At 44.6% G+C, this 19,045-nt stretch carries 17 protein-coding genes and 1 riboswitch; of the genes, 9 read left to right on the top strand and 8 right to left on the bottom strand.

The genetic code is table 11. The annotated features are described in order from the left end of the window. Window positions 1–49: 49 nt before the first annotated feature. The gene (torR, locus tag KIV40_RS13410; protein WP_103410081.1) at window positions 50–763 is read right to left on the bottom strand and encodes a two-component system response regulator TorR; all 714 of its coding nucleotides are present in this window, start codon (window positions 761–763) and stop codon (window positions 50–52) included. Window positions 764–995: 232 nt separating this feature from the next. On the opposite strand from torR, the gene torD reads away from it, so the two are divergent. The 5 genes from torD to KIV40_RS13385 all read left to right on the top strand — a co-directional run bounded on the left by torD (window position 996) and on the right by KIV40_RS13385 (window position 5,293). Further along, window positions 996–1,643 carry a molecular chaperone TorD gene (gene torD, locus KIV40_RS13405; RefSeq protein ID WP_285349652.1) on the top strand — a complete coding sequence of 216 codons (648 nt, stop codon included), beginning with the start codon at window positions 996–998 and terminating at the stop codon, window positions 1,641–1,643. Window positions 1,644–2,086: 443 nt separating this feature from the next. Then, entirely contained in the window at window positions 2,087–3,091 is a 1,005-nt protein-coding gene (purR, locus tag KIV40_RS13400; RefSeq protein WP_005426185.1) for an HTH-type transcriptional repressor PurR, read from the top strand. Between the two features lie 279 nt (window positions 3,092–3,370). After that, window positions 3,371–3,460, top strand: a riboswitch (cyclic di-GMP riboswitch). A 116-nt stretch (window positions 3,461–3,576) separates the two neighbouring features. After that, complete coding sequence (locus KIV40_RS13395; RefSeq protein WP_103410082.1) at window positions 3,577–4,167, top strand: TfoX/Sxy family DNA transformation protein; 591 nt, start codon at window positions 3,577–3,579, stop codon at window positions 4,165–4,167. 119 nt (window positions 4,168–4,286) lie between these two features. Next, complete coding sequence (locus tag KIV40_RS13390) at window positions 4,287–4,976, top strand: TVP38/TMEM64 family protein (RefSeq protein WP_285349651.1); 690 nt, start codon at window positions 4,287–4,289, stop codon at window positions 4,974–4,976. Further along, window positions 4,976–5,293 carry a putative signal transducing protein gene (locus KIV40_RS13385; protein ID WP_010645812.1) on the top strand — a complete coding sequence of 106 codons (318 nt, stop codon included), beginning with the start codon at window positions 4,976–4,978 and terminating at the stop codon, window positions 5,291–5,293. Before KIV40_RS13390 ends, KIV40_RS13385 begins: the two co-directional genes overlap by 1 nt. A gap of 37 nt (window positions 5,294–5,330) precedes the next feature. Here the strand turns inward: KIV40_RS13385 and KIV40_RS13380 are convergent, their stop codons facing one another. From KIV40_RS13380 to topA, 4 genes are all read right to left on the bottom strand, one after another. After that, window positions 5,331–6,134: an alpha/beta fold hydrolase gene (locus tag KIV40_RS13380; protein ID WP_038889183.1), complete on the bottom strand. Its 804-nt coding sequence runs from the start codon at window positions 6,132–6,134 to the stop codon at window positions 5,331–5,333. Between the two features lie 123 nt (window positions 6,135–6,257). After that, window positions 6,258–7,715 (bottom strand): glycogen synthase GlgA, encoded by a 1,458-nt coding sequence (gene glgA, locus KIV40_RS13375; RefSeq protein WP_285349647.1) that lies wholly within the window; start codon window positions 7,713–7,715, stop codon window positions 6,258–6,260. After that, a complete protein-coding gene (gene glgC / locus KIV40_RS13370) occupies window positions 7,705–8,922 on the bottom strand; it encodes a glucose-1-phosphate adenylyltransferase (RefSeq protein WP_005426320.1) in 1,218 nt (405 codons plus the stop codon). Before glgC ends, glgA begins: the two co-directional genes overlap by 11 nt. A gap of 534 nt (window positions 8,923–9,456) precedes the next feature. Further along, window positions 9,457–12,087 (bottom strand): type I DNA topoisomerase, encoded by a 2,631-nt coding sequence (gene topA, locus KIV40_RS13365; protein WP_012127429.1) that lies wholly within the window; start codon window positions 12,085–12,087, stop codon window positions 9,457–9,459. Window positions 12,088–12,562: 475 nt separating this feature from the next. On the opposite strand from topA, the gene KIV40_RS13360 reads away from it, so the two are divergent. Further along, window positions 12,563–12,811 carry a YciN family protein gene (locus KIV40_RS13360; protein WP_285349645.1) on the top strand — a complete coding sequence of 83 codons (249 nt, stop codon included), beginning with the start codon at window positions 12,563–12,565 and terminating at the stop codon, window positions 12,809–12,811. 65 nt (window positions 12,812–12,876) lie between these two features. Here the strand turns inward: KIV40_RS13360 and aroA are convergent, their stop codons facing one another. Both aroA and KIV40_RS13350 read right to left on the bottom strand, forming a co-directional pair. Then, the gene (aroA, locus tag KIV40_RS13355) at window positions 12,877–14,157 is read right to left on the bottom strand and encodes a 3-phosphoshikimate 1-carboxyvinyltransferase (protein ID WP_103413407.1); all 1,281 of its coding nucleotides are present in this window, start codon (window positions 14,155–14,157) and stop codon (window positions 12,877–12,879) included. A gap of 160 nt (window positions 14,158–14,317) precedes the next feature. Then, window positions 14,318–14,794 (bottom strand): glycine zipper 2TM domain-containing protein, encoded by a 477-nt coding sequence (locus KIV40_RS13350; protein ID WP_012127427.1) that lies wholly within the window; start codon window positions 14,792–14,794, stop codon window positions 14,318–14,320. Between the two features lie 41 nt (window positions 14,795–14,835). Here KIV40_RS13350 and aat point away from each other — a divergent pair, with 41 nt between their 5' ends. The 3 genes from aat (at window position 14,836) to infA (ending at window position 16,543) form a co-directional block, all read left to right on the top strand. Further along, window positions 14,836–15,546, top strand: coding sequence for a leucyl/phenylalanyl-tRNA--protein transferase (gene aat, locus KIV40_RS13345; RefSeq protein ID WP_012127426.1), 711 nt, complete (start codon window positions 14,836–14,838; stop codon window positions 15,544–15,546). Further along, window positions 15,543–16,244 carry an arginyltransferase gene (locus tag KIV40_RS13340; protein WP_005532832.1) on the top strand — a complete coding sequence of 234 codons (702 nt, stop codon included), beginning with the start codon at window positions 15,543–15,545 and terminating at the stop codon, window positions 16,242–16,244. The genes aat and KIV40_RS13340 overlap by 4 nt, the downstream gene beginning before the upstream one ends. An 80-nt stretch (window positions 16,245–16,324) precedes the next feature. Next, entirely contained in the window at window positions 16,325–16,543 is a 219-nt protein-coding gene (gene infA / locus KIV40_RS13335; RefSeq protein WP_001040192.1) for a translation initiation factor IF-1, read from the top strand. A gap of 190 nt (window positions 16,544–16,733) precedes the next feature. On the opposite strand, the gene clpA is transcribed toward infA, so the two are convergent. Further along, window positions 16,734–19,004, bottom strand: coding sequence for an ATP-dependent Clp protease ATP-binding subunit ClpA (gene clpA / locus KIV40_RS13330; protein WP_012127424.1), 2,271 nt, complete (start codon window positions 19,002–19,004; stop codon window positions 16,734–16,736). Window positions 19,005–19,045: the final 41 nt, after the last annotated feature.

Raw genomic sequence — 19,045 nt, 5'->3', positions numbered from 1 at the left:
ACTGATCGGCATTAGAGCCAATGCTCTCCTTTTTCTTTACTGCAATGATTTAGTCACCAGCGAACATGTAGCCTTCACCGTGAACCGTCACAAAGATTTGTGGATTCTTAGGATCAAACTCCATCTTAGCTCGCATGCGGCGAATCAAAACGTCGATAGTACGATCGTTTGGCGCATCCACTCGGTGGCTGATCATATTCAAAATGCGCTCACGGCTAAGTACCTGATTTGGGTACGAAGACAGTGCAACTAATAGCTCATATTCTGCTTTCGTTAGTTTCACTGGCTCACCATTACGGCTTAGAGCACGACGTTGAATATCAAACGTCCACTCACCGAAGCGCACAATGTGTTCTTCATTAGTGTCGCTGGCTGCTTTTTGAGAACCGTTGCGAGCCGCAGAAATGCGCCATAACAAGTTCTTAACGCGAACTAGTAATTCCCTTAGTTCAAAAGGCTTTGTCACATAATCGTCTGCGCCCATTTCTAGGCCAACGATTTTGTCAATGCTATCCGTGCGTCCTGTCACTAATATGATGCCGATATCTGATTGGCTGCGTAATTCACGCGTAAGCATCAGGCCGTCTTCGCCAGGCAAGTTAATATCCAGCATAATTAAATCTACATCGCCACCTTGCAGCACTTCACGCATCTCTGCGCCACTTTCTGCTTCACTGACTTTGTAGCCTTCTTTTTGGAAATAGCCCGCAAGCTTACTACGAGTTACAACATCATCTTCTACGACTAATACGTGATAGCTCATTTACACCACTTTCTGTCTTTTTATTATCCAAGACGTATTCTATTCATAACTAGTAACATTTCTAGTCGTAGAACCATTAAAATGCAAGATTTTGCGATTTTATTGATTCAAAGCAAGCTTATTTACGGCTATACATAACTACGAATATTTTCCCACAAAGCATAACAATTATAGTTACTGCTATTCATCTTAATTGTTTACACTTAAGGGAGAATCATTCAGGAGCAAAAAAATGCAAGAAGTGAAAGCTTTTAACGAAAAACGCGCCGAGATCTATTGGTGGTTTTCTAGCCTGTTCGCAAAAGAGCTGACAGAAAACGAATTGGAAACCTACCACAGTGTTGAAATTCGAAGCTTTTTAGTCGGCCTTGGTGAAAATGAATCACTGAAACCAGCCGTTGATACCCTTGTTGATGCACTCAACCGCCTACAAGATCGTGAAGACGCTCAGCTAGAATTAGCTGCAGACTTCTGCGAACTTTTCCTTAAAACAGAAAAACACGGCGCACTGCCTTACGCCTCTATGTATATCGGTAAATCTGGCCTGCTAAATGATAAACCAGCAGAAGAGATGGAAAAGCTGATGGCTGATTTTGGCGTGCAGGTAGACGAAAACCTTAAAGAACCAGCCGACCATTTAGCGGTAGAGCTGGATTTCTTAGGCAACATGATCATTCGCTCAAACGAACTAGAGCAAGAAAAGCATATGGAAGAAGCGTTCGAGAAACAGAACGAATTCATCCAGCAGCACCTTATGACTTGGTTGCCTCAGTTTGCTGCTAAATGTAAGCAATTCGATGAATTTGGCTTCTATGTTAGCGTTGCGCAACTATTAATTGCATTCTGTAAACTGGACAGCACCTACCTTCTTGGTGAATAATTGCCGCCTATTTTAGGGAGCCTGCTATTTAGGCTCCCTATTTTATTCGTTTATTTTTAATCTGGCTCATAGAAACCCAACAAATTTAGCCGTTAAAATGTGACCTCAAAGGCACAAAACAACCGCTGAAAATATTGCCAGCCTGCCCACATCAGTCTAAAATGTGAGCGCAAACGATTAAATATGATTTATATGTAAACCGCTGAAATATAGCGGTTTTTGTGTTTTCTTAACATGATTGCTGACCTATTTCTCATTTATGTAAGACAGGAATAGGCGTTTCAGCAACAAATGTTGCTACAAACCTTTTTATACCGATTTCGGAACAACCGCTGCCAAATATCTCAGCAATGCCCTTTCTGCAGTTGCTCGGTTTGCGCAAGACCCTAAGCATATGGTTGTCTTCACTACGGTATTCAGTAGCTCGATACAGGACATCATTTATGGCCACTATTAAAGACGTTGCTCGCTTAGCCGGCGTTTCTACCACAACAGTTTCGCACGTAATTAACAAAACTCGCTTTGTTGCAGAGACCACTCAAGAAAAAGTAATGAAAGCAGTGGATGAGCTCAATTACGCGCCAAGTGCTGTTGCTCGTAGTTTGAAATGCAACTCTACTCGTACTATCGGTATGTTAGTTACTCAATCAACCAACCTATTCTTCTCTGAAGTGATCGATGGTGTTGAAAGCTACTGTTACCGTCAAGGTTACACACTAATCTTATGTAACACTGGTGGTATCTACGAGAAACAACGTGACTACATCCGCATGCTTGCAGAGAAACGCGTAGACGGCATCCTAGTAATGTGTTCTGACCTTACGGAAGAGCTAAAAGAGATGCTTGATCGCCATTCAGACATTCCTAAAGTGGTAATGGACTGGGGCCCAGAAAGCTCACAAGCAGATAAGATCATTGATAACTCAGAAGAAGGCGGTTACATCGCGACGAAATACCTGATCGACAACGGTCATACTGACATCGCATGTTTGAGCGGCCACTTTGAAAAGGCGGCGTGCCAAGAGCGTATCGCAGGCTACCGTCGTGCAATGGCTGAAGCAAATCTTGCAGTAAACGAAGATTGGGTTCTTGAAGGTAACTTCGAGTGTGATACAGCAGTACTTGCTGCAGACAACATCACTGCAATGGAAAAACGCCCAACTGCTGTATTCTGCTTTAACGACACAATGGCGTTAGGTTTGATGAGCCGTCTACAACAAAACGGCATCAAAGTACCAGATGACATATCCGTTATCGGCTACGACAACATTGAGCTTGCAGAGTACTTCTCACCGCCGCTAACGACGATCCACCAACCGAAACGTCGTGTGGGTAAAAACGCGTTTGAAATTCTACTAGAGCGCATCAAAGACAAAGAGCACGAAAAGCGTGTGTTTGAGATGCAGCCAGAGATCGTAGTTCGCAATACAGTTAAGAAATTGAACTAATTTCACCTCAGTTTTTATAAAGCGCTCTTCGGGGCGCTTTTTTATTGCGTAAAATAACTTTTTTGAAACATTCGACATCGCTTATACAATCAAAGGCTAAGATAAGTTGCTGTTTTAACTCACTTGTAGCCCATTTCCTACATCAAGCTTTAGTATGACAAGTAGACAGCCCAAAATATGAAACTAAACACATCAAAATAGCACTATCAACTGAACCAAGATCACACTTTGATGTTTGAAACGTGATGTTAATTCAATATACGAAGTATTCTCAAATGGTCACGCACAGGGCAAACCATTCGAAAGGGTGGGACGCAAAGCCTCCGGCCTGAACCATCGAATTAGATGGAAGGTAGCGGGGTTACCGATGGCAAATATGCATTAAGTGAGTTTACCCTTTAATGACATTGTGTCTGCATGCATTTGCTAATCTCTCGGACCTGATTTTTGGTGGCGTAATATTAATTACACCGAGATAACACACCATGGATAAACCGATACTCAAAGACTCAATGAAGCTGTTTGAGGCACTTGGTAATATCAAGTCGCGCTCAATGTTTGGCGGCTTCGGGCTCTTCGCTGATGAAACGATGTTTGCGCTAGTCGTAAACAACCAACTTCACATTCGAGCTGACCGACAAACATCTTCTGACTTCGAGACTCAAGGACTAAAACCGTACGTCTACAAGAAACGTGGTTTCCCAGTTGTTACGAAATACTATGCGATTTCTGATGATCTATGGGATTCAACCGATCGCTTGATTGAAGTTGCAAAGCAATCTCTAGAGACCGCTAAGCAAGAGAAAAAGCAACAAGCGAGCACCAAACCTAACCGATTGAAAGACCTTCCGAATCTTCGCCTAGCAACCGAACGCATGTTGAAGAAAGCAGGCATTGACTCTGTCGAGCAGCTAGAAGAAGAAGGTGCCTTAAACGCTTACAAAGCAATCCAAGATACGCATGCCTCAACGGTAAGCCTTGAGTTGTTGTGGGCGCTAGAGGGCGCAATCAACGGTACACATTGGAGCGTCGTACCTCAGTCTCGCCGAAAAGAATTGATGAGTGCTCTCCCGTAGCGCGTTCATATCAGTATGACATTGAGTAAAAGCCGCAGTTTTCACGCTGCGGTTTTTTTTTGAAATTTTTCTTATTCCATTCTGTCTTATTATTTAAGAAGCCAAACGGAGCAATTGATATGAATAAGAAACTGATTTTAGGACTGATCCTAGTCGCGACCATCCTCTTTCTAGGTGTAAATTTTGGTCAATACCTAACCCTAGAAAATGCAAAAGCACAACAAGAGGCGTTAAATAGCTTTATTGACCAAAACTTCATATACGCCGCCGCGACCTATTTCTTTGCTTATATCGCCATCACTGCGTTTTCGATTCCAGGCGCAGCTGTCGTTACCCTGCTCGGTGCTGCCTTGTTTGGTTTTTGGACTAGCTTATTGTTGGTTTCTTTTGCCAGCACCATCGGCGCTACGATTGCTTTCTTGAGTAGCCGTTACCTATTGAGAGAATGGGTACAAAGTAAGTTTGGGAGTAAACTGAGTGCGATTAACCAAGGCGTTGGAAAAGACGGTGCCTTTTACCTGTTTTCTCTGCGCTTGATTCCCGTCTTTCCGTTTTTCCTTATCAACTTATTGATGGGGTTAACACCGATGACCATTGCGCGTTTTTACTTAACCAGCCAAATCGGTATGCTGCCAGGCACTGCCGTGTACTTAAACGCTGGTACTCAGCTCGCCACCATCGATAGCCTATCAGGTATTGTGTCGCCGACCGTATTAGCGTCATTTGCGTTACTTGGTTTGTTCCCAATCATCGCAAAATGGGTTATGAATAAAGTTCGCCCTGCTCAAGTACAAAACGGAAACGCTTAATGAAAATATACGTCGCCAAGAATCCTGCTGAAGCTCATATCGTTTGCGAGCTTCTAAAAACCGAACAGATAGCTTGTGAAGTAAGAGGCGAGGGAATGTTTGGCTTGAAAGGCGAACTGCCATTTGGCGATGATACAGACCCGTATGTTTGGCTTTTACATCCAGAGCAAGAGTTGAAAGCGTCAGCCATTGTTGAAGATTATCGACAACAAGCGGACCGAACATATCAAGATTGGCAATGCCCACAATGTTCAGAACAAAATGAAGGTCAGTTTGGGGCATGCTGGCAATGTGGATATCAAATAGGGGAGCCATAATGGCTCCCCTACTCTTTGGGTCTGACTGAGAGCTCTATTAAGCCGCTAGACTTTGCTGCTTAATGAACTCGATAGAATGCTGGTTAAAGTCGTCTGGTCTTTCCACATTGCACACGTGTCCACAATCAGGAATTTCGCGCAAGACGCTGAGCTTGTGTACCGCAACCATCTCTTTGACAGGTTTAATGAACATATAATCTCTATCCCCCATCAAGTATAGGGTTGGGATTGGAAGCTCACGATCTTTAAAATATCGCATCAACGGGTTCACGTCCGCAGCCAAAATAAACCAACGTTTGAATTCTTTCTGGCACAGCTTCTTTGCTTCGCGAATAAATAGATGTCGCGATTCACGTTGGTTCTTCTGTGGCATCACAATGTAAGCAAATAACTTATACAGCCACATGTATGGCAGGATATGCTTACCGAGGTTGCCAAGTCTCACTAGGATTTGAGAGCGTGTATTCAAACGTGTCACCGCCCCGCCAAGAACCATAGAGCGTACGCGTTCTGAAGCCAGCTCGGCAAGGTTACGAACAATGATGGTCCCCAGAGACATACCGACAAAGTGCGCGGACTGAATCTTAAGGTGATCTAGGACTTTTAAAATATCTTGGGTGACTGCCGTAAAGGTATAACGGCTTGTCATCAACTCTTTAAGCAGTTGATTGGATTTTCCGTGTCCTCGAAGATCAATCAGCAATAAATTGAAGTGCTGCTTATAAGCCTTGATCTGTTTAAACCATATCGAAGAACTGCCACCAGCACCATGAACGAAAACGACCCACTCCTTACTAGTAGGGTGTAAATAGGTTTTGTGGAATAAAAGTGGCTGAGTCATGTATCAGTATGAAAAACATTCTTTGTGAACAGAAATAAATAAATCCTAACACACTCTATTAGGGCAAGAGTAATAAAGGCACCTAATCCGGTGCCTTTCGTTACACTTTCTAAAAATTTTGCGTCAATTTAACGCAGCTCTATACAATTGCAAATACTCTTCAGCCGCTTTGCGCCAACAAAAGTCTTTTTGCATAGCATGCAGTTGTACTCGCCTTACTTCGTTCACATTTTGTGCATACAGCAATAATGCTCGTAGCATGGTAAGCAGCAATCCTTGTGGCGTCGGTTCATAAAAAACAAAACCCGTTGCGTCTGTTGGATCAACGTCGTAGTCATTCACGCTATCTTTTAAGCCCCCGACCCCACGAACGATAGGCAAAGTGCCATAAGCCATGCTGTAGATTTGGTTCAAACCACAAGGTTCAAACTCAGAAGGCATTAAGAAGAAATCTGAGCCGGCCTCAACCAAGTGTGCGAGCTCGTTGTCATAAGCTTCAACAAAAACAAACTTATCCGAAAACTGTGCGGCAACATCTCGTAACTGCGCAGCCAGAATAGGATCGCCAGTACCAACCACAACAAGCTGAACATCGTGTTTTAGAAAATCAGCCAATGCCGGCAAGAGATAATGAACCCCTTTTTGCTGTGTCAGGCGGCACACCATACCAAACATGGCACAATCGGACGCTTCAAGACCCAGTTGTTCTTGCAGCGGCTTCTTACATGCGTTTTTACCACGAACCATACTTTGTCGATTCGCTTTGTAGTTTAGCGGTAAACTCGAATCGGTTTCTGGGTTCCAAGTGCCGTAATCGCAGCCATTAAGAATACCAACCAAATCTCCAGCACGTTGCTGAAATTCCCACGCCATACCATGGCTTCCCAGCTCAGTTTTAAGCTCTTCTGCATAAGTTGGGCTGACCGCATTGATTTTATCTGCGTTCATCACCCCCGCTTTAAGCATGGTGATGTGCGTAGCGCTTACCGCTGCGTCTGGTACATTTCGGGAATGAAACTCAGGAAGACACTGAACATCGTCATAGCTAAATACCCCTTTGAATACCGCATTATGGATAGAGATAACGCTGCGAGTATTAGCAAAGAAAGCGTCGTGACCGTAACGATGTTTTAGCAAGAATGGAACTAACCCAGTATGCCAGTCATTGGCATGTACAATATCTGGTTGAAAACCAAGCTTAGGTAACATATCAAGGCAAGCAGCGCTGAAAAAAGCAAAGCGCTCGCCGTTGTCGGTATAAGCCTGGTTATTTTCCGCATACATGGAAGGACGATTGAAATACGGAGGGCAATCAATCAGGTAAACTGGATTGTCGCCGAGCGTTAGCTTTAGGACACGGTAAGCGGTATGAGGCCAACTCGTTAGCTCTGTCTCAAGAACGGTTTCCGCCTCTGATAACTGCTCAATGCCGGTATAGGCTGGTATAGAAATTCGTACATCTTGCTGAAGATTTTGAAGGGCTTCCGGCAGTGCCTTGGCTACATCAGCCAAGCCACCACTCTTGATCAGTCCTTCGACTTCAGACGCTACAAACAGAACAGACAAATTGTTAGTAGCCAACACGTGCTCCTTTTGGAATTACAACAATGCCATCATCTGACACATGGTAGTGTTTCTTATCTTCTTGTAGATTTACACCAATTTGCGTGCCCGGTGCAATATCCGCATCTTTATCTACAATCACGCGGCGAAGTACACAACCTTCTCCAACTTTCACGTCACCAAGCAAAATACATTGGCTAATGTCACACGCAGAAGCGATGTTGCTGCGGAAGCCAAGTACCGATTTTTCGATACGGGAGCCGCGCACGTAGCTACCGTTACACACTAAGCTGTCGATGATCTGAACTCGACCATTGTCAGAGTCCGTAAATGTCGCAGGTGGCAATGGTGGGTAGTAAGTGTGCAGTGGCCATTTGCGGTTGTATAGCGAGAACGCTGCGTCTTTCTCAAGCAGGTCCATATGAGCTTGCCAGTACGCGTCAATCGTACCTACATCGCGCCAGTAAACTTCTTCTTTCTCACCTGTAATGCGGTTAGTACTGAAGTCGTAAACAAACACATCACCACGTGGGAACATCTTTGGAATGATGTCTTTACCGAAGTCGTGAGAAGAAGCTTCATTGTCCGCATCTTCAATCAGCTCAGCAAACAGCGTCTGAGCTTCAAATACGTAGTTCCCCATCGAAACCAGCGCATGTTCTGGGTCGCCAGGAATAGATTTCGGGTTTGCAGGTTTCTCTTCAAAGCCGATCATACGACCTTCGTTATCGACTTCAATAACACCAAATTGAGAAGCTTCAGATAACGGCATTCTAAGCGCTGAAACCGTTAGTGACGCCTCTTTCTCTTGGTGGAAAGCCAACATCTGTTTGATGTCCATTTTATAAATATGGTCTGAACCAAAGATACAAACTTGATCCGGTTCCGCCAATTCCATAAAACGTAGGTTTTGGTAAATAGCATCCGCTGTACCTTCATACCAACGCTTACCTGTACGCATTTGCGCAGGAATTGGGTCGATAAAACGGTCGGTAATACCGTTGATGTTCCAACCCTTTTTCAAGTGGTGGAATAGAGATTGAGATTTGAATTGAGTAAGAACGTAAATGCGCATGAGATCCGCATTCACAAAGTTATTCAGAGCGAAATCAATAAGTCGGTAGCTCCCGCCAAAAGGGACCGAAGGTTTACTGCGGGATTCCGTTAAAGGTCTCAAGCGAGAGCCTTCACCGCCAGCAAGAATCATTCCCAAAACACCAGCCATTCGTTGTTCTCCATATATAGTTATAGCTTGGAACTGGTACTCGCTTGATATGAGCAGAACTCGGGGAGTCAAGCGAATAGGTTAATACATTCGCACTGACAAGTTTCTTTGAACCCTCACAGCACGAACTAAAAAAGCTATTGCACATCCTCGTACGCCAGCACCTTAGTTATTCTTTATTTTTGGCGCTAAATAACAGCATACAGTTGCATTATTTGTGTAATAAGTTATCGGACTGGAACTAAATTACAATTTAAAATATGCCATTCCGTGTCATATACAGATGTTGCTTACTCAATACGGTATCTTGATCACACATCAGAGCGCAAACGATTACATTGTGAAAACAATTTACAAACCGATTAACTACACAAGTGCAGTTTTGCGACAGGATACGATGAAACTATGACCGTTCGATGAAAACAAAATGGAGAAAACTTGAAGGAAAAAGCATTGATGAAATGAATGATTTACAAAATAGCAGATAAAAAATAAGGCAGCGAATTCGCTGCCTTATCCATTTAAACCTGATGTTTAAGCTTTTGCTTTTTTGCGCTTATCTGTGATTTCCCACTTACCGTCAACAAACAACGCAGTCCAACCACTTGGTTTGCCATTGTCTTCAGTACGCACGTAGTTTTCTTTGCTCTTACGGCTAAAGCGAACCACTGCAGGGCGACCATCTGGATCCGCTGCTGGCGCTGTCGTTAGGTACTTAAACTTCTCCGGAAGACGTTCTTCGAAGCGAGCCAGTTCAGACACCAACGGAGCACGAGTTTCACGTGATTTAGGGAAGTTGCTTGCTGCCATAAATAGGCCAGAAGCACCATCACGCAGAACAAAGTAAGCGTCCGAGTTTTCACATGGCAGTTCAGGGAAATGAACTGGGTCTTCCTTCGGTGGCGCAACTTCGCCATTCTTCAGAATCTTACGAGTGTTCTTACACGTCTCACTCGTACAGTCCATGTATTTACCGAAGCGACCGTTTTTAAGCACCATGTCAGAACCACACTTGTCACACTCAACAACTGGGCCATCGTAGCCTTTCACTTTGAACTCGCCGTGTTCAACGATGTAGCCTTCACAGTTCGGGTTGTTACCACAAACGTGCATCTTACGCTTATCGTCGATCAGGTATGCATCCATCGCTGTTTCACAGATAGGACAACGCTTCTTCGCACGCAGTGCTGCAGTTTCCACATCTTCTTCTAGAACATTGATAATGCCATCTTCGTCACCTAAGTTAATCGTTGTCTTACAACGCTCTTTAGGTGGCAATGCGTAACCAGAACAGCCAAGGAACACACCGGTAGACGCAGTACGAATACCCATTGGACGACCACAAGTTGGACACTCAATATCTGTCATCACAATGTGATTCAGTTTCATGCCGCCTTCGTTTTCGTCCTGTTCCGCTTTCTCAAGATCGCCAGTGAAGTCTGTGAAGAAGTTGTCTAGAACATCTTTCCACATCACATCGCCTTCTGCGATTTGGTCAAGCTTCTGTTCCATACGAGCCGTGAAGTCGTAGTTCATTAGGTCGTTAAAGCTGTCATCTAGGCGGTCAGTAACGATCTCGCCCATCTTTTCTGCATAGAAACGACGCTGTTCAACTTTCACGTAACCGCGATCTTGGATCGTAGAGATGATTGAAGCGTAAGTTGAAGGACGGCCAATGCCGCGCTTCTCAAGCTCTTTAACCAATGCCGCTTCTGTAAAACGTGCAGGTGGCTTAGTAAAGTGCTGTTTAGGCTCTAATGACTCTAAGTCTAGCTTTTCGCCTAGCTGAACAGCTGGAAGAATCGTATCTTCGTTTTTACCCATTGGGCGTTGTACGCGAGTCCAACCGTCAAACTTAAGGATACGGCCTTTCGCTTTTAGCGTGTATTCTGCCGCTTTCACACTGATTGTTGTTGAATCGTATTCTGCTGGCGTCATTTGACAAGCAACGAACTGATTCCAGATCAATGAGTAAAGTTTGTGTGCGTCCGCATCAACACCTTGTAGATCTTCTGATTTCACAGAAACATCGGAAGGACGAATCGCTTCGTGCGCTTCTTGTGCGCCCTCTTTGCTACCGTATGTTAGCGGTTTAGCAGGAAGATACTTGTCACCATACTCAGAGCCGATGAATCCACGAACCGCATCTACAGCTTCCGCACTCAAGTTGGTAGAGTCGGTACGCATATAGGTGATGTAACCCGCTTCATACAAACGTTGAGCGAGCATCATTGTCTTCTTAACGCCGTAGCCAAGACGAGTGCTTGCCGCTTGTTGCAGTGTTGAAGTGATGTACGGTGCAGAAGGCTTACTCTTTGTTGGGCGGTCTTCACGCTTACAAACTTCGTAGCTCGCTTTTTCCAGTACCGAAAGCGCTGCTTTGGTCTCTGCCTCGTTGACTGGCTTAAACGCAACGCCATCTTTTTGTGCAACAAGCAATTTGAATGCGGTCTTGTCTTTGGTGTGCGTATTCGCGTTGATATCCCAGAACTCTTCTGGAATGAAAGCGTTGATTTCACGCTCACGCTCAACCAATAGCTTCACCGCTACTGATTGTACGCGACCTGCTGAAAGACCACGCGCAACTTTCTTCCATAGCAATGGAGAAACCATGAAACCTACTACTCGGTCCATGAATCGACGTGCTTGCTGTGCGTTAACACCGTCCATGTTTAGCTCGCCAGGTGTCTGGAAAGCTTGTTGGATAGCATTCTTAGTGATCTCGTTAAACACTACGCGCTTGTATCGCTCTTCATCGCCACCGATGATCTCACGAAGGTGCCATGCGATTGCTTCCCCCTCGCGGTCCAAATCGGTTGCGAGGTAAACGTAATCAGCGTCTTTGGCTAATTTTTGCAGTTCGCTTACGACTTTTTCTTTGCCTGGAAGGATTTGGTAATTCGCATCCCAGTCATGATATGGGTTAATCCCCATTTTTTTGATTAGCGCTTTGCGGTCTTTTTCTTTTTTGACACGCGCTTTCTCTTCAGGGCTCATTCCTTTTGTAGAAATGGCAGCGGCTTTTTTCTCACCAGTGCTTTGACCGGCCGTAGGCAGATCACGCACGTGACCAACACTAGACTTAACAATAAAGTCTTTACCAAGATATTTATTTATCGTCTTAGCCTTGGCTGGTGACTCCACTATAACGAGCGATTTACCCATAACTGACTCTAACGTCCTTCATAATAATGCGGGTAACTGCCCCCTAAGGAAGCTACCCGCATAATGTTCTATTTCATTGCTTCTTTTTTTACTATTGTGCGAGATGAAAAGAAGATCAACTGCTTTTTTGAAATTCAGATCCGATTGGTTGACAATTCATCGCCTTTGCACTTTGATGAGGCAGGGTTCTGAAAAAGGTCTTGAGCGGCATATACTAAGCAGGCAAAGATTCCTCTCGCTAGTCGAATTCAATAAATTTTGTCTCACATCACAAAATATTTTTTCTTTCGCGATCAGAACTTAACCTTAGATTAGACCGTAAAATAGCCACTGCACGTATATACCAATAACGCCTCTATATAAATGTATACCGGTATAAAAGCGTAAACACGCAATCAGAGATTTAGGCATGCAAACCCATGACAATTGTGGGTATACTGCGCTCACTTAAGTTTCATTGAATGACGAGAGCGTTATGTCTGATAGAAAATACATTGAAGAATTCGACCTTCTTTTAATCGCAAACCAAATCATCCAAGAGCACGATGACTACATCGATGGTATGCGTGCGACGAGCGTAGAAGAAAAAGACGATGTATTGGTATTTAAAGGTGAGTACTTCCTCGATGAGAAAGGTCTACCGACCACTAATACAACAGCAGTATTCAATATGTTCAAATACCTAGCGCAACACCTTTCAAAAGAGTTCACATTGAACAAGTAAGCGCTTCAAATTCAATAAAAAAGCCAGAGTTCTCACTCTGGCTTTTCTCTTTCATACAAGACGAATTAACAGCTCAACGCTTTCAACTTATCGAAGTAATCCGGGAACGTCTTCGACGTACACTTGGGATCGTTAATCGTCACAGGCGTGTCGCTTAGCGCTACCAGCGAGAAACACATCGCCATTCGGTGATCGTCGTAGGTATCAATCGCAGCGTGCGTAAGCTGTGGTACAGGCTTCACAATGATGTAATCTTCGCCCTCTTCCACCTCTGCGCCAACTTTGCGTAGCTCAGTCGCCATAGCGGATAGACGGTCAGTCTCTTTTACACGCCAGTTGTACACGTTGCGAATCGCCGTTGTGCCTTCGGCAAACAGTGCTGTTGTCGCAATGGTCATTGCCGCATCTGGAATATGGTTGTAGTCCATATCGATGCCTTTCAGCTGGCCGACACGAGAGATAACGTAATCATCACCCCATTCGATATCTGCACCCATTTTTTCAAGCGCATCAGCGAATTGGATATCACCTTGGATACTGTTTTTACCAATACCAGTGACTTTCACTTCACCACCTTTGATGGCTGCTGCCGCCAAGAAGTAAGAAGCAGATGATGCATCACCTTCAACCAAGAAGTCACCCGGAGCGACGTACTGTTGACCCGCAGGAATCACAAATTCTTGGTAATCGTTGTTGATCACATCCACACCAAACTGTTTCATGATGTGCAGCGTGATATCAATGTATGGTTTTGAAACCAGTTCACCTTCGATGTTGATGCGAATGTCACCTTCTGCCAACGGTGCTGACATCAAAAATGCCGTCAGGAATTGGCTAGAAATCGAACCATCAATCGATACAGAGCCCGACTTAAGTCCAGTACCTACGATTTTTAGTGGTGGGTAGTTTTCATTTTCCAGATACGTTACGTCCGCGCCAGCCGCTTTTAGGGCCGTGACTAAGTGACCAATTGGGCGTTCCTTCATTCTAGGTTCGCCAGTCAGAACGTATTCACCTTCGCCTAAGCATAGGGCTGCAGCAAGTGGACGCATTGCTGTACCTGCATTGCCTAAAAAGAGCTCTACAGGTTCAGAGACAGAAAATGGGCGACCAAGACCTTCTACGACACATTCCGTTTTGTCCTCAGACAATTGGTACTGAACACCGAGTTTAGTCAGAGCGTTCAACATGTGGCGAATATCATCACTGTCGAGAAGGTTGGTCAAACGAGTCGTACCTTTTGCTAGTGCAGCAAGCAGTAACGCTCGATTGGAAACGCTTTTTGATCCAGGAAGGTTCACTTCCCCTTGAATTTTATTGATAGGTTGTAACGTTAGGCTTTCCATTAAAAGTTGATAATCCTTTGTGCCCTCACTTCAAGGTTTTTGAGAGCTAAACAATTCTTCGTGAATTCAGACTAACGAAAAAACCACCACAAAACCAGAGTAAATCCATGCTAATTTTTGAATAATTAGTCAGCTTAGGTTTTGCAGTGCAAACGTTGGCTTAATAAGCGATATCAACCCTTACACCATCATCAAAATACAGGATGCGCACCTCATCACCTCGATTAAATAACATGCTGTTATCAACATCTTGAATGACGTTGATCAGTTTGTTGCCATCAACCTTGATCAATAGTTCAACGAGTTTGTATTCAACCGTGTATTCATAATTGCTGCGATTTCTCACCACCGCCGCACCAGCCAATGCACCAACAGCCGTCGCCACTTCTTTACCCGTGCCACCACCAAATTGATTGCCGACTAAACCACCGATCGTCGCCCCTAGTAAGGTCTCCCATCCGTTGCTTTGAGATTGCTTCACCTCTTGCTGTGTAATGTATCGCACCGAATCGACTTTGCCATACACCACTTGGTTAACTGGCTTTGCTACATTTCTTTCATAGGCTGCATTGGCGAAAAATGGCAAAAACAGTATGATCCATGCCCATCGTTTTATATTAAGTTTTACTCCGCTCATAATAAGCTCCTATAGGCTCTGATGTTGGTAAAGTTTTCTTTATGGCTATCTATTTAACTGAACTTGGTGATTCACATTCTTTTCCGTCGCCATACGACGCATTGAATGACCCAAATGGCTTGCTGGCTTTTGGCGGCGATCTTAACCCTGATCGCATTCTAAACGGCTATCATCAGGGCATTTTCCCTTGGTATGGGCCGGGAGAGCCGATTCTATGGTGGAGCCCATCTCCACGAGCCGTTTTTGACCCTTTGGCATTTAAGCCTTCCAAAAGCTTGAAAAAGTTTCAACGTAAACAACAGTATAAAGTAACGCTAAACAATGCAACCGAACGCGTAATTCAATTATGCTCTTCAACTCGCTCAGCAGAAGAAACTTGGCTCAATGAAGAGATGCAGACATCATACATTGAGCTTGCGAGACGCGGACACTGCCACTCAGTAGAAGTATGGCACGATGAGAAGTTAATTGGCGGCTTGTACGGCATTAGCGTCGGCCAACTTTTTTGTGGTGAGTCGATGTTTAGCCTTAAAGACAACGCGTCGAAAATCGCATTGTGGTATCTATGCGAGCACTTGGCGTCAAACCAAGGTCAATTAATTGATTGCCAAGTAATGAATCCGCATCTGGCCTCACTTGGCGCGTTTGAGCTGGAGCGTGACGACTTTGTACAAAAACTACTATCTTTAAGAGACAGGAACATTAATTTGGGTACGTTTGAACCACAGGTTTTGCAAGGCGCAGTATCATGAGCACAGATCTCCAGCACATTCGTATCGGATTAACTAATAACCATCCATGCAGTTACCTACCTGAACGTGAAGAGCGAGTGGCTGTCGCGCTAGACGAAAACTTACATACAGAAGACAACTATCAAGTTTTGATGGCCAACGGTTTTCGACGCAGCGGCGATACTATTTATAAGCCTCATTGTCAGCACTGCAACGCATGTCAACCTATACGAATTGCGGTACCTGACTTCATCCCTTCAAAAAGCCAAAAGCGTTTGCAGAGCAAAGGAAAGGCGTTACATTGGGAGATGAAACCTGAGCTCGATCCAGATTGGTTTGACCTTTACAGCCGCTATATCTGTGAACGACACAAAGACGGCACTATGTTTCCACCAAGAGAGGATGAGTTTGCTCGGTTCGCTCAAACAACTTGGTTGACCACTGGATTTCTCCATATTTATGACGAGAGTGATCGACTTCTCGCGGTTGCCGTTACCGATATAATGGATAAATGTGCAAGTGCGTTTTATACCTTCTTCGATCCGGACTATCCTTTATCTCTCGGGACGTTAGGGGTACTTTTCCAGCTCGAATATTGCCAACGAGAGAATAAACATTGGCTATATTTGGGTTATCAGATCGATGAATGTCCAGCGATGAACTACAAAACTCGTTTTCAACGACACCAAAGGCTAGTAAATCAGCGTTGGCAAGGGTAGAATACGCCCCAAGTTTACATAATTACTGTTTAGCGGCAGAATAAGCGCGCTAATACCGCCTAATTTCTAAAGAGGATTAAATGGCTAAAGAAGACGTAATTGAGATGCAAGGCACTGTGCTTGACACTCTACCAAACACTATGTTCCGCGTTGAACTTGAAAACGGTCACGTTGTGACTGCACACATCTCTGGCAAGATGCGTAAGAACTACATCCGTATCCTTACTGGTGATAAAGTAACTGTAGAGATGACTCCATACGACCTTTCTAAAGGCCGCATCGTCTTCCGTGCTCGTTAATCTCTGATTTTCGAATACAATAAAAAACGGAGCTCAAGGCTCCGTTTTTTATTGTCTGTTTTTGCTCTCAATACTAAGCTTATTTTTGGGAGTTTCAATACACTCCACAGGCTCAGGCTTGCTCCATTCTTGCAGACACAAAAAAGCGCACGCCTAAGCGCACGCTTTTAACATAGATTTCAACAAAGAATTAGTGAAGTGCTGCTTCTTTCTCGCTTAGGTATTCAAACTTAAGCTCGTCTTTCACTAGCGTTACCTTCACTGTACCACCGTCAACCAATGAGCCGAACAGAAGTTCATTCGCCAAAGGTTTCTTAAGCTGCTCTTGGATAACACGTCCCATTGGACGCGCGCCCATCGCTTTGTCATAACCTTTGTGTGCCAACCAATGACGAGCATCCTGCGACACTTCCATTGATACGCCTCGAGCATCCAATTGAACTTGAAGCTCCACGATGAACTTATCAACCACTTGGTGGATCACCGCTTCATCTAGGCTATTGAACCAAATGATATTATCTAGACGGTTACGGAATTCTGGTGTGAACACCTTCTTGATTTCCGCCATCGCGTCATGACTATTATCTTGTTGGATAAGACCGATAGATTTCTTCTCTGTCTCTGCCACACCCGCGTTGGTTGTCATAACAAGAATGACATTTCGGAAGTCAGCTTTACGACCATTGTTATCTGTTAGCGTACCGTTATCCATCACTTGCAGTAGCAAGTTAAAGATATCTGGGTGTGCTTTCTCGATTTCATCAAGCAGAACCACTGAGTGTGGATGCTTAAGCACAGCGTCAGTCAACAGACCACCTTGGTCATAGCCCACGTAGCCAGGAGGCGCACCGATTAGGCGGCTGACTGAATGACGTTCGCCGTACTCAGACATATCGAAGCGAAGAAGTTCGATACCAAGCAACTTAGAAAGCTGAACAGTAACTTCTGTTTTACCAACCCCTGTAGGGCCCGCAAACAAGAATGAACCAACAGGTTTGTTATCCACGCCAAGACCAGCACGAGATAACTTAATGGCTTCAGACAGCGCATCAATCGCCGTATCTTGACCGAATACAAGCATCTTCATCTTATCATCCAGATTCTTCAGAATGTCTTTGTCTGAAGACGACACTGATTTCTCTGGAATACGAGCCATTTTCGCAACCATCGCTTCGATGTCTGCTACGCCGACCGTTTTCTTACGACGACTTGCTGGTGCTAGACGGCTACGTGCACCCGCCTCATCAATCACATCAATGGCTTTATCTGGTAGATGACGTTCGTTAATGTACTTCGCTGATAGCTCTACAGCAGCACGCAATGCTTTGTTGGTGTAACGCACTTCGTGGTGAGCTTCGTACTTAGGCTTAAGGCCAATCAAAATCTTCGTCGTATCATCCAAAGAAGGCTCTACTACATCGATCTTTTGGAAACGGCGAGATAGCGCGCGTTCTTTCTCAAAGATGTTGCTGTACTCTTGGTACGTCGTTGAACCGATACAACGCAACTTACCGCTACTCAGTAGAGGTTTGATCAGGTTAGCAGCGTCAACTTGACCGCCAGAAGCTGCACCCGCACCGATGATGGTATGAATTTCATCAATGAACAGAATCGCATCTTCTTCTTTCTCAAGCTGCTTCAAAACTGACTTAAAGCGTTTCTCAAAATCACCACGGTATTTAGTGCCAGCCAATAGAGAACCGATATCTAAGGAATAAATCACACTATTTTGAATCACTTCAGGCACTTGGCCTTCTACAATTCTCCACGCAAGACCTTCCGCGATAGCCGTTTTACCTACGCCAGCTTCACCCACAAGTAATGGGTTGTTCTTACGACGACGGCACAGCACTTGAATCGTGCGCTCAAGCTCTTTGTCACGACCAATCAATGGGTCGATATTACCCGCTTTCGCAACTTGGTTTAGGTTCGTTGCAAAGCTTTCCAGACGCTCTTCTGGGTTGGTTTCTTCAGGTGCTTCTGAGCCAAACGAATCAGATGAAGAGGAATCTTCACTTGAACCCGATGCTTTAGTGATGCCGTGAGAAATAAAGTTAACAATGTCCAAACGAGAGATATCGTTCTTTTTAAGTAGGTAAGCAGCGTGAGACTCTTGCTCACTGAAAATAGCAACGAGGACGTTTGCCCCAGTCACTTCACTGCGACCAGACGACTGAACATGGAAGACGGCGCGTTGAAGTACACGCTGGAAACTCAATGTCGGCTGGGTTTCGCGCGTCTCATCACTTTCCGGGATGAGCGGCGTTGTTTGGTCGATAAAAATATCGAGTTCATTTCGCAAAGCATCAAGGTCCGCTTTGCAGGCTAGAAGGGCTTCCTTAGCTGCATCATTTTCTAATAATGCAAGTAGGAGGTGTTCGACAGTCATGAACTCGTGGCGTTTATCACGTGCACGAGCGAATGCACCGTTAAGGCTTGACTCTAGTTCTTTATTTAGCATAAGTACCTCCCGAAAGAACAACTTGGGTTGCTCGAGCAAGT

The sequence above is a fragment of the Vibrio sp. D173a genome (genome assembly GCF_030248475.1).
This window is presented reverse-complemented; position numbering and strand designations above follow the sequence as displayed.

Excerpts from the sequence above, each read along its gene's own strand:
- infA (WP_001040192.1), top strand. The coding sequence starts at position 16,325 with ATGGCTAAAGAAGACGTAATTGAGATGCAAGGCACTGTGCTTGACACT.
- KIV40_RS13340 (WP_005532832.1), top strand. The coding sequence starts at position 15,543 with ATGAGCACAGATCTCCAGCACATTCGTATCGGATTAACTAATAACCAT.
- purR (WP_005426185.1), top strand. The coding sequence starts at position 2,087 with ATGGCCACTATTAAAGACGTTGCTCGCTTAGCCGGCGTTTCTACCACA.
- KIV40_RS13385 (WP_010645812.1), top strand. The coding sequence starts at position 4,976 with ATGAAAATATACGTCGCCAAGAATCCTGCTGAAGCTCATATCGTTTGC.
- KIV40_RS13350 (WP_012127427.1), bottom strand. The coding sequence starts at position 14,794 with ATGAGCGGAGTAAAACTTAATATAAAACGATGGGCATGGATCATACTG.
- torD (WP_285349652.1), top strand. The coding sequence starts at position 996 with ATGCAAGAAGTGAAAGCTTTTAACGAAAAACGCGCCGAGATCTATTGG.
- KIV40_RS13360 (WP_285349645.1), top strand. The coding sequence starts at position 12,563 with ATGTCTGATAGAAAATACATTGAAGAATTCGACCTTCTTTTAATCGCA.
- KIV40_RS13380 (WP_038889183.1), bottom strand. The coding sequence starts at position 6,134 with ATGACTCAGCCACTTTTATTCCACAAAACCTATTTACACCCTACTAGT.
- KIV40_RS13390 (WP_285349651.1), top strand. The coding sequence starts at position 4,287 with ATGAATAAGAAACTGATTTTAGGACTGATCCTAGTCGCGACCATCCTC.
- KIV40_RS13395 (WP_103410082.1), top strand. The coding sequence starts at position 3,577 with ATGGATAAACCGATACTCAAAGACTCAATGAAGCTGTTTGAGGCACTT.
- torR (WP_103410081.1), bottom strand. The coding sequence starts at position 763 with ATGAGCTATCACGTATTAGTCGTAGAAGATGATGTTGTAACTCGTAGT.
- clpA (WP_012127424.1), bottom strand. The coding sequence starts at position 19,004 with ATGCTAAATAAAGAACTAGAGTCAAGCCTTAACGGTGCATTCGCTCGT.
- topA (WP_012127429.1), bottom strand. The coding sequence starts at position 12,087 with ATGGGTAAATCGCTCGTTATAGTGGAGTCACCAGCCAAGGCTAAGACG.
- aroA (WP_103413407.1), bottom strand. The coding sequence starts at position 14,157 with ATGGAAAGCCTAACGTTACAACCTATCAATAAAATTCAAGGGGAAGTG.
- glgC (WP_005426320.1), bottom strand. The coding sequence starts at position 8,922 with ATGGCTGGTGTTTTGGGAATGATTCTTGCTGGCGGTGAAGGCTCTCGC.
- aat (WP_012127426.1), top strand. The coding sequence starts at position 14,836 with ATGGCTATCTATTTAACTGAACTTGGTGATTCACATTCTTTTCCGTCG.